This is a genomic window from Ideonella livida, from assembly GCF_010499455.1.
Classification (GTDB): Bacteria; Pseudomonadota; Gammaproteobacteria; order Burkholderiales; family Burkholderiaceae_C; genus Ideonella; species Ideonella livida.
On record NZ_JAAGOH010000043.1, the window covers coordinates 24,443 to 32,826 of the forward strand.

Sequence of the window (8,384 nt, forward strand, 5' to 3'; positions counted from 1 at the left end):
GCCATGAACCTGCAGATCGCCCTGCTGCTGGGGCAGGACGGGATGACCAGCGGCGCGATCTACGCGCTGCTGGCCCTGTCCATCGTCCTGGTCTTCACCGTCACCCGGGTGCTGCTGGTGCCCCAGGGAGAGTTCGTCACCTTCGGGGCGCTGACCCTGGCCGCGCTGCAGGCCGGCCAGCCCGCCCGCCTGGCCTGGCTGCTGCTGGGCCTGGCCGCGGCCCGCCTGGCCCAGCGCCTGTGGGCCTGGCAACGCGGCACCGCCGGCGAGGAGGCCCCGCTGGGCTGGCGCGACGCCGCCGGCCCCGCCTACGCCCTGGCCCTGCTGCTCATCGGCCTGAAGCTGCCCGCCAGCCCGTGGCCGCTGGCCGTGCAGCTGGCCTTCACCCTGGCACTCATCGTGCCGCTGGGCCCCTGGCTTTATGACCTGTGCTTCCGGCCCATTGCCGCGGCGCATGGCCTGGTGCTGCTCATCGTCTCCATCGCGGTGCATGTGGTGCTGGTGGGCCTGGCGCTGCTGATGTTTGGCGCCGAGGGCGCGCGCACCGAGCCCTTCTCCGAGGACGGGCTGGCCCTGGGCCCGCTGCGCCTGAACGCCCAGACCCTGTGGGTGCTGGCCGCCACCCTGGCGCTGATGCTGGGCCTGGGCCTGTTCTTCGGCCGCACCCTGGCCGGCAAGGCCCTGCAGGCCACCGCGGTCAGCCGCCTGGGCGCGCAGCTCATGGGCATCTCGCCGGCGCAGGCCGGGCGCTGGAGCTTCGGGCTGGCCGCCGGCATCGGGGCGCTGTCGGGCGCCCTCATCTCGCCCATCACCACGCTCTATTACGACTCGGGCTTTCTCATCAGCCTCAAGGGCTTTGTGGGCGCGGTGGTGGGCGGGCTGGTGAGCTACCCGCTGGGCGCCCTGGGCGCCCTCACCGTGGGGCTGATCGAGGCCTATTCCACCTTCTGGGCCAGTGCCTACAAGGAGGTGATCGTCTTCACCCTGATCCTGCCGGTGCTGCTGTGGCGCTCCCTGGCCAGCGGATCGCACGACGAGGAACACGCATGAACACCCTGACCGTCGGCGCCGCGCAGCCCGCGGCCCTCTCCTGGCAGCGCCTGCGCCCCTGGCTGCTGCCCGCGGCCGTGCTGCTGATGCTGCTGGCCACCCCCTGGCTGCCCGCCTACCCGCTGAGCCTGCTCAACCGCATCGGCCTGGCGGCCCTGGCCACCCTGGGGCTGGTGCTGCTGACCGGCGTGGCCGGCATGACCAGCTTCGGCCAGGCGGCCTTCATCGGCCTGGGCGCCTACGCCGGCGCCTGGCTCACCGTGGGCGCTGACCTGCCGGCCTGGCTGGCCCCACTGGCCGGCTCGCCCTGGCTGGCCCTGCCCGCCGGCCTGCTGCTCACCGCCGGGGTGGCCGCGGCGCTGGGCGCGCTCACGCTGCGCCTGTCGGGCCACTACCTGCCGCTGGGCACGCTGTGCTGGGCCCTGGCCCTGTTCAGCCTGTTTGGCACGCTCGAAGCGCTGGGCGCCCACACCGGCCTGGCCAACCTGCCCGCGCCCGCGCTGGGCGGCTGGGCGCTGGACCGCCCCGAGCGCATGGCCTGGCTGATCTGGGGCGCGCTGCTGGCCGCCGGCGGGCTGAGCTGGCAGCTGCTGGACTCGCGCACCGGTCGCGCCCTGCGGGCCCTCAACGGCGGTCAGGCCATGGCCGAGTCCATGGGCGTGCCGGTCTTCCGCATGAAGCTGGCGGTGTTCATCCTCTCGGCCCTGCTGGCCGCGCTCTCGGGCTGGCTCTACGCCTTTGAGCAGCGCTTTGTGAGCCCGGCGCCCTTCAGCCTGGGCGCCGGCATCGACCTGCTGTTCATGGCCCTGATCGGCGGCGTGGGCCAGCTCTGGGGCGCCCTGGCCGGGGCCGCCGTGGTGACCCTGGCGCGCGACTGGCTGCAGGACACCCTGCCCCACCTGCTGGGGCAGACCGGCAACTACGAGGCCATCGTCTTTGCCGGGCTGGTGATCGTGCTGATGGTCAAGGCCCCGCACGGCCTGTGGGGCTGGCTGCGCCACCGCTGGCCGCTGCCGGCACGCCGCCACGGCCACCTGCCCGCCCCGCAGGCCCTGCCCGCCCGCCCCCTGCCCGAGCGCGGGCGCCGCGTGCTGGAAGTGCGCGGCCTGACCCGCCGCTTTGGCGGCCTGGTGGCCAACCAGGACATCGACCTGGACCTGCACGCCGGCGAGATCCTGGCCGTCATCGGCCCCAACGGCGCGGGCAAGAGCACGCTGTTCAACCAGCTCTCCTGCGTGGACACGCCCACGGCCGGCACGGTGCGCTTCCTGGGGCAGGACGTACGCGGCTGGGCACCGCGCCGCCTGGCCGCCGCCGGCCTGTCGCGCACCTTCCAGCACGTCAAGCTGCTGCCGGCCATGAGCGCGCTGGACAACGTCGCCCTGGGCGCCCACCTGCGTGGCCGCGCCGGCCTGCTGCGCAGCGCCCTGCACCTGGAGCGCAGCGAAGAATCCAGCCTGCTGGCCGAGGCCCGCCACCAGTTGGAGCGCGTGGGCCTGGCCCACCTGGCCGACCAACCCGCCGGCAGCCTGGCCCTGGGCCAACAACGCCTGCTGGAGATCGCCCGCGCCCTGTGCACCGACCCCGCCGTGCTGCTGCTGGACGAACCCGCCGCCGGCCTGCGCCACCAGGAAAAGCAGGCCCTGGCCGCCCTGCTGGCCGACCTGCGCACCCAAGGCATGGCCGTGCTGCTGGTGGAGCACGACATGGACTTTGTCATGGGCCTGGCCGACCGCGTGGCCTGCATCGTCTTTGGCCGCAAGGTGGCCGATGGCCAACCCGCCGCCGTGCAGGCCGACCCCCAGGTGCAGGCCGCCTACCTGGGCGCCGAGATCTGAACCCGTTGACGGAGACCCACCGCATGAGCGCCCCCTCCCCCGCCGCCCCCCTGCTCGACGTGCAGGACCTGAGCGTGGCCTACGGCCGCATCGAGGCCCTGACCGGCGTGAGCCTGCAGGTACAGGCCGGCCAGATCGTCACCGTCATCGGCCCCAACGGCGCCGGCAAGAGCACCCTGCTGGGCGCGCTGATGGGCGTGCTGCCCGCGCGTGCCGGTCAGGTGCTGCTGGACGGCGAAGCGGTGCAGGCCGCCCCCGTGGCCGCCCGCGTGGCCCGCGGCCTGGCCCTGGTGCCCGAGACCCGCGCCCTGTTCGCCAGCATGAGTGTGGTGGACAACCTGCGCCTGGGCGCCTACCGCTTCCGCCAGGAGCCCGCCGCCCGCCACCGCGAGGCCTTGGACGAGGTCTACGCCCTCTTCCCGCGCCTGCAGGAGCGGGCCCAGCAGGCCGCGGCCACCCTCTCGGGCGGCGAACGCCAGATGCTGGCCCTGGGCCGCGCGCTGATGGGCCGCCCGCGCCTGCTCATGCTCGACGAGCCCAGCCTGGGCCTGGCCCCGCTGATCGTGCGCGACATCTTCCGCATCCTGGACACCCTGCGTGCGCGCGGTGTGGCCATCCTGCTGGTGGAGCAGAACGCCCGTGCCGCCCTGCGCCTGGCCGACCACGGCCACGTGCTGGAGCTGGGCCGGGTGGCGCTGGCCGGCCCAGCCCAGGCCCTGGCCGACGACCCGCGCATCGTCGAGGCCTACCTGGGCGCGCACAGCAGCCATCAGGCGCGGCTGGCGGCCTGAGGCGCTCGGCACCCGGGCGACAGGGTGCGGCCCCGGGCCGGCGCTAAGATCGCGCCCCACCCTGATCCGCCCCCCGCCGTGAGCCGCTACCACCCGCACAGCCCTGACTTCAGCAAGGACGAGTTCCCGTTCTACTGGCTGGCGCGCGTGTACGGGGTGTACACGCTGCAAATGGAACAAGCGCTCAAGCCGGTGGGGCTGGACATCCCGAGCTGGCGGGTGCTGTTCATCCTGAGTGAGCGGGGCACGCGCAGCGTGTCGGACATCGCGCTGCATGCGGTGGCCAAGCTCTCCACCGTCACCAAGACCGTGCAGCGCATGAAGGCCGAGGGGCTGGTGGACACCGCCACCTCGGCGCAGGACGCCCGCGTCACCGAGGTCACCATGACCGAAGCCGGTCGCCTGGCCCTGGAGCGCGGGCGCCTGGCCACGCAGCACATCTTTGTGCGCAGCTTTGAGGGCCTGACCGCCACCCAGGTGCGCAAGCTCAACGAGAGCCTGCACCAGATCCTGGACAACCTCTCGCCCCGCCACGGCGAGGCCGCGCGCGAGGCCGCCCGCCCCCGTCCCGCCGAGCCTGAGGGCGACGCCGACAGCGATTGAGCCCCGGGGCGCCCGGCCCGCGGCACCGCCGGACCGGCATTGACCCCACACGTCAGCGGGTTTCTCATCCAGATTCGCCGCCCGCGCGTATCGGCCCTCAGGAACCGGACATGTCGTCCGGTCCGTTGCCAAGGATCGAACGCCATGACGCCCCCCACCCCCGCGCGCCGAGCCGACCTGCGCCGCCCGCTCCTGCCGCGATGCGCAGCGCTGTGCCTGGCCACCGCCGCCGCTGTCGCCCCCGCCCTGGCCAACCCCGGCCCGCAGGACCCGCCCGAACGCGCTGCGGGCACCGGCGGCAAACTGCGCCTGACCGGCGGGGTGAGCACCGTGGACGGGGCCGGTGGCGGCGGCCTGTCCCCCTGGGCGCTGACCAGCGGCGGCGGCACGGCCGGCCAATGGGGCGGCGCCGCCTTCCTGACCGGGCTGCGCACCCAGGACTACGACCTGAAGGGCGCCGGCCTGGCCCTCACCTGGAGCGACCGGTTGGAGGTCTCGCTGGCGCACAAGGACTTCGACACCCGGCAAAACCTGGCCCCGCTGGGCCTGGGCGGCGTGCACCTGAAGCAGGACAGCCTGGGCCTGAAGTGGCGTGTGGCCGGCGACGCCGTGCTGGACAGCGACCGGTGGATGCCGCAGATTGCCGTGGGCCTGCTGCACCACAGGGTGGACGCCGGCGCCTTGGGCCCAGTGCTCACCGGCACCCTGGGCGCCCAGCTGGAGGGTGAGGAGGCCTACGTCAGCGCCACCAAGCTGTGGCTGGCCCAGGGCCTGCTGGTCAATGGCACCCTGCGCCTGACCCGCGCCAACCAGGGCGGCCTGCTGGGCTTTGGCAGCCACCAGGACCGCCGCTGGCACCTGCAGCCCGAAGCCTCGGTGGCCTGGCTGCTCAGCCCGCAACTGGCCCTCGGCGCCGAGTACCGGGCCATGGGCGACGCCCTGCACCAGTCAGCCCTGGGCGATGGGGCGCTGGCGGCGGACGACTGGAAAGACCTGTTCATCGCCTGGGCGCCCACCCGCCACCTCTCGCTGACGCTGGCGCATGCCGACCTGGGCCGCATCGCCCCGGCGGTGCAGCCGCGCCGCCAGCGTGGCACTTACCTGTCTGCCCAGGTGGCGTTCTGAGCCCCGGCCCCACCGTCCGCTTCTCCAGGAGATCCGCATGATCCACGCCATCCCGACCGCAACGCGCACCGCCCGGGCCCGCGCCCTGTCCGCCCTGCTGGCCGTGGTCGCCAGCCTGGGCGTCTCGGCCGCCCAAGCCACCCAAGGCGCACAAGGCGCCCAGCCCGCCCCGCAGGCCACGTCGGCGCCGGCCGCCGCCCCGGCCGACCCGCTGTTCCAGCAGCTGGGCGGCCAGGCGGGCATCCGCGCCGTGGTCACCGACCTGGTGCAGCGCGCCGCCGCCGACCCGCGCATCGGCCACTTCTTTGCCCAGACCCAGGCCGAACACCTGATCGACGCGCTCAGCCAGCAGGTCTGCCAGGTCAGCGGCGGCCCCTGCCGCTACCAGGGGCCAGACATGCGCACCGCCCACCAGGACATGGGCGTGCGGCCCGCCGACTTCAACGCCCTGGTGGAGCTGCTGCAAGGTGCCCTGCAGGCGCGCGGGATCGCCTTCAGCGTGCAGAACCGGCTGCTGGCCCGGCTGGCCCCGATGCACCGCGACATCGTCGAGGTGGGCCCGTGAGCCGCGGGACAGGCCCGCGCCGCGGTGGGGCCGGCAGGGCGCTGCGGCACCTGGTTCGGGCCGCCGTGGCCCTGGCCGTGGCCGCCTCGGCACGGGCCGGCGGCGCCCCCCTGAGCGTGCAGGTGGTGGACGCCAGTGGCCAACCCGCCGCCCAGGTGGTGGTGTCGGTGCGGCTGCGCGAGCGGGCCACACCCGCCCCCACCCCCATCCCCAGCGTGGAAATCACGCAGCAGGGCATGCGCTTCCAGCCCGCGGTGGCCATCGTCACCGCCGGCACCCGCCTGCGGCTGACCAACCGCGACACCTTCGACCACCATGTCCGCGGCACCCAGGGCCAGAGCTTCGAGTTCCGCATCGCTGGCACCGGCGAAGTGGCCGGCCCGCCCAAGGAGGGTGCGGAGGTCATCATCCAGGGCGGCATCGGCCCCATCCAGCTGGGCTGCTTCATCCACTCCCGCATGCAGGCCCACCTGTACGTGACCGACACCCCCTGGGTGGGCCTGACCGACGCGCAAGGCCGGCTGACCCTGCCCGAGGTGCCTGAAGGCGCGGTGGCGGTGCAGCTGTGGCACCCGCAGCAGTTCCTGGAACAGCCGCCCACCTTCTGGCGGCACGGGACCCAGGCCGCCCCCCTGCCCCTGGCACTGAGCATCACGCCCAGGAGCCGGCGCTGAAGCGGCCCGCCCGTCCGCCCGCCACCGCTATGCTGTTGCCCACCGTCCGTCTTCGCCATCACCACCGCCATGCCCCAGCCGCCCGCCCCTGCCGCCGCCCTCCTGGGCGAGCACCTGGCCCGCATCGCCCTGGGTGACCGGCGCGCCTTCCAAGCCCTGTACAACGCCGCAGCCCCGCGCCTGCTGGGCGTCATCCTGCGCATCCAGCGCCACCGCGACACGGCCGAGGAGGTGCTGCAGGAGGTCTTCCTCAAGATTTGGGACGCAGCCGGCGCCTACCAGGCCGCCCAGGCCCAGCCGCTGACCTGGATGCAGGCCATCGCCCGGCACGCCGCCATCGACAGCCTGCGACGCCAACGGGCCGACCCCGACACCCTGGTGCCGCGGCCCCCTGTGCAGCACGCAGGCGCAGTCCCGGCCGGCCAGACCGAAGCCGAGGACGACCCCCTGGACCACCTGGCCACGGACGCCCCGGGCCCGGCGGACCTGCTGGCGCAGGCCTGGGAGGCGCGGGACCTGCGCCAGTGCATGGGGCAGCTGGAAGCGCCCCAGCGCCACAGCCTGGCGCTGGCCTTCTATGACGGGCTCAGCCATGCCGAGGTGGCCCAGCACCTGGGCGAGCCCCTGGGCACGGTCAAGAGCTGGCTGCGGCGCAGCCTGATGGCCCTGCAGCGCTGCCTGGCCGCCTGCGGGCACCGCGGCACCGGCCCCGCCAGCCCCTGAACCCCAGCGCCCGGCCCGGCCGCCCAGCCGACGCCACCACCGCGACAGGACGCACCATGGACTACTCCCACCCCGAACTGGCCAACCGCCTTGCGGCCAACTACGCCCTGGGCACCTTGCGCGGCCCTGCCCGCCGGCGTCTGGAGGCGCTGCTGCCGGCCCACCCCACCCTACGCCGCGCGGTGCAGGCCTGGGAAGCCCGACTGCTGCCCCTGGCCGACGCCGTGGACCCCGTGGCGCCCCGCGCCCAGACCTGGCAGCGCCTTCAAAGCCGCCTGCACGCCCGCCTGGGGCTGCCGGCGCCGCGGCGGGGGTGGCGACGCCTGCTGAGCTGGCAAGGGGGCACTGGCGCCGGCGCCCTGGCCACGCTGGCCCTGGCCACCGCCCTGTGGCTGCCCGCGCCCGGACCGGCCCCCGTGCTGGTGGTCCTGGCGCCCCAGGCCGGGGCCCAGGTGCCGGCCGAGCTGCTGGCCCAGGCACGCTTCGTGGCCAGCGTCAGCGGCGATGGTCGCACCCTGGTGTTGAGGCCGCTGGCCCCCCTGCCTGTGCAGGGCGGCCGGGCGCTGGAGCTGTGGGCGCTGCCCGCCCAGGGCGCTCCGCGCTCGCTGGGCCTGGTCGCCGCCGACCGCACCAGCCAGGTCCGGCGCGCGCAACTGCTGCACGACACCCAGGCCTTCGCCATCAGCGTGGAGCCGGCCAGCGGCTCACCCACGGGTGCGCCCACGGGGCCGGTGATAGCGGTGGGCGGCGTGGAAGGTTGAGGCCTCAGGCCACCGGCCTCAGTGGGCGAACCAGCGCGCCGGCACCAGCACCAGCGAGGGGAAGAGCACCAGCAGGAACATCACCGCGAACTGCGCGGTCATGAAAGGCAGCACGCCGCGGGTGACCTCGTCCATCTTCATCTTGCCCACGCCGGCCACCACGTTGAGCACCGTGCCCACCGGCGGGGTGATCAGCCCGATGGCGTTGTTCATGATGAACAGCACCCCGAAGTACACCGGGTCGATCCCCGCGG

The 8,384-nt window shown here is 74.4% G+C and carries 10 protein-coding genes; 9 read left to right on the forward strand and 1 reads right to left on the reverse strand.

Features of this window, described 5'->3' with window-relative positions; translation table 11 throughout:
* Positions 1 to 3 precede the first annotated feature (3 nt).
* The 9 genes from G3A44_RS21020 (at position 4) to G3A44_RS21060 (ending at position 8,130) form a co-directional block, all read left to right on the forward strand.
* Complete coding sequence (locus tag G3A44_RS21020) at positions 4 to 1,050, forward strand: branched-chain amino acid ABC transporter permease (RefSeq protein ID WP_163459714.1); 1,047 nt, start codon at positions 4 to 6, stop codon at positions 1,048 to 1,050.
* On the forward strand, positions 1,047 to 2,888 hold the full coding sequence (locus tag G3A44_RS21025) for a branched-chain amino acid ABC transporter ATP-binding protein/permease (RefSeq protein WP_163459715.1): 1,842 nt from the start codon (positions 1,047 to 1,049) through the stop codon (positions 2,886 to 2,888). The genes G3A44_RS21020 and G3A44_RS21025 overlap by 4 nt, the downstream gene beginning before the upstream one ends.
* Positions 2,889 to 2,911: 23 nt before the next feature.
* Entirely contained in the window at positions 2,912 to 3,679 is a 768-nt protein-coding gene (locus tag G3A44_RS21030) for an ABC transporter ATP-binding protein (RefSeq protein ID WP_163459716.1), read from the forward strand.
* 78 nt (positions 3,680 to 3,757) lie between these two features.
* Positions 3,758 to 4,282, forward strand: a complete 525-nt coding sequence (locus G3A44_RS21035; RefSeq protein ID WP_163459717.1) for a MarR family winged helix-turn-helix transcriptional regulator — start codon at positions 3,758 to 3,760, stop codon at positions 4,280 to 4,282.
* Positions 4,283 to 4,426: 144 nt separating this feature from the next.
* The gene (locus G3A44_RS21040; protein WP_163459718.1) at positions 4,427 to 5,407 is read left to right on the forward strand and encodes a DUF3034 family protein; all 981 of its coding nucleotides are present in this window, start codon (positions 4,427 to 4,429) and stop codon (positions 5,405 to 5,407) included.
* A 37-nt stretch (positions 5,408 to 5,444) separates the two neighbouring features.
* The gene (locus G3A44_RS21045) at positions 5,445 to 5,972 is read left to right on the forward strand and encodes a group I truncated hemoglobin (RefSeq protein ID WP_163459719.1); all 528 of its coding nucleotides are present in this window, start codon (positions 5,445 to 5,447) and stop codon (positions 5,970 to 5,972) included.
* Positions 5,969 to 6,646 carry a cupredoxin domain-containing protein gene (locus tag G3A44_RS21050; RefSeq protein WP_163459720.1) on the forward strand — a complete coding sequence of 226 codons (678 nt, stop codon included), beginning with the start codon at positions 5,969 to 5,971 and terminating at the stop codon, positions 6,644 to 6,646. The genes G3A44_RS21045 and G3A44_RS21050 overlap by 4 nt, the downstream gene beginning before the upstream one ends.
* A gap of 69 nt (positions 6,647 to 6,715) precedes the next feature.
* Positions 6,716 to 7,369, forward strand: a complete 654-nt coding sequence (locus tag G3A44_RS21055) for a sigma-70 family RNA polymerase sigma factor (RefSeq protein WP_163459721.1) — start codon at positions 6,716 to 6,718, stop codon at positions 7,367 to 7,369.
* Between the two features lie 56 nt (positions 7,370 to 7,425).
* The gene (locus G3A44_RS21060; protein ID WP_163459722.1) at positions 7,426 to 8,130 is read left to right on the forward strand and encodes an anti-sigma factor; all 705 of its coding nucleotides are present in this window, start codon (positions 7,426 to 7,428) and stop codon (positions 8,128 to 8,130) included.
* A gap of 18 nt (positions 8,131 to 8,148) precedes the next feature.
* Here the strand turns inward: G3A44_RS21060 and G3A44_RS21065 are convergent.
* On the reverse strand, positions 8,149 to 8,384 hold a 236-nt coding region (locus G3A44_RS21065; RefSeq protein WP_163459723.1), incomplete at its 5' end, for a TRAP transporter large permease subunit.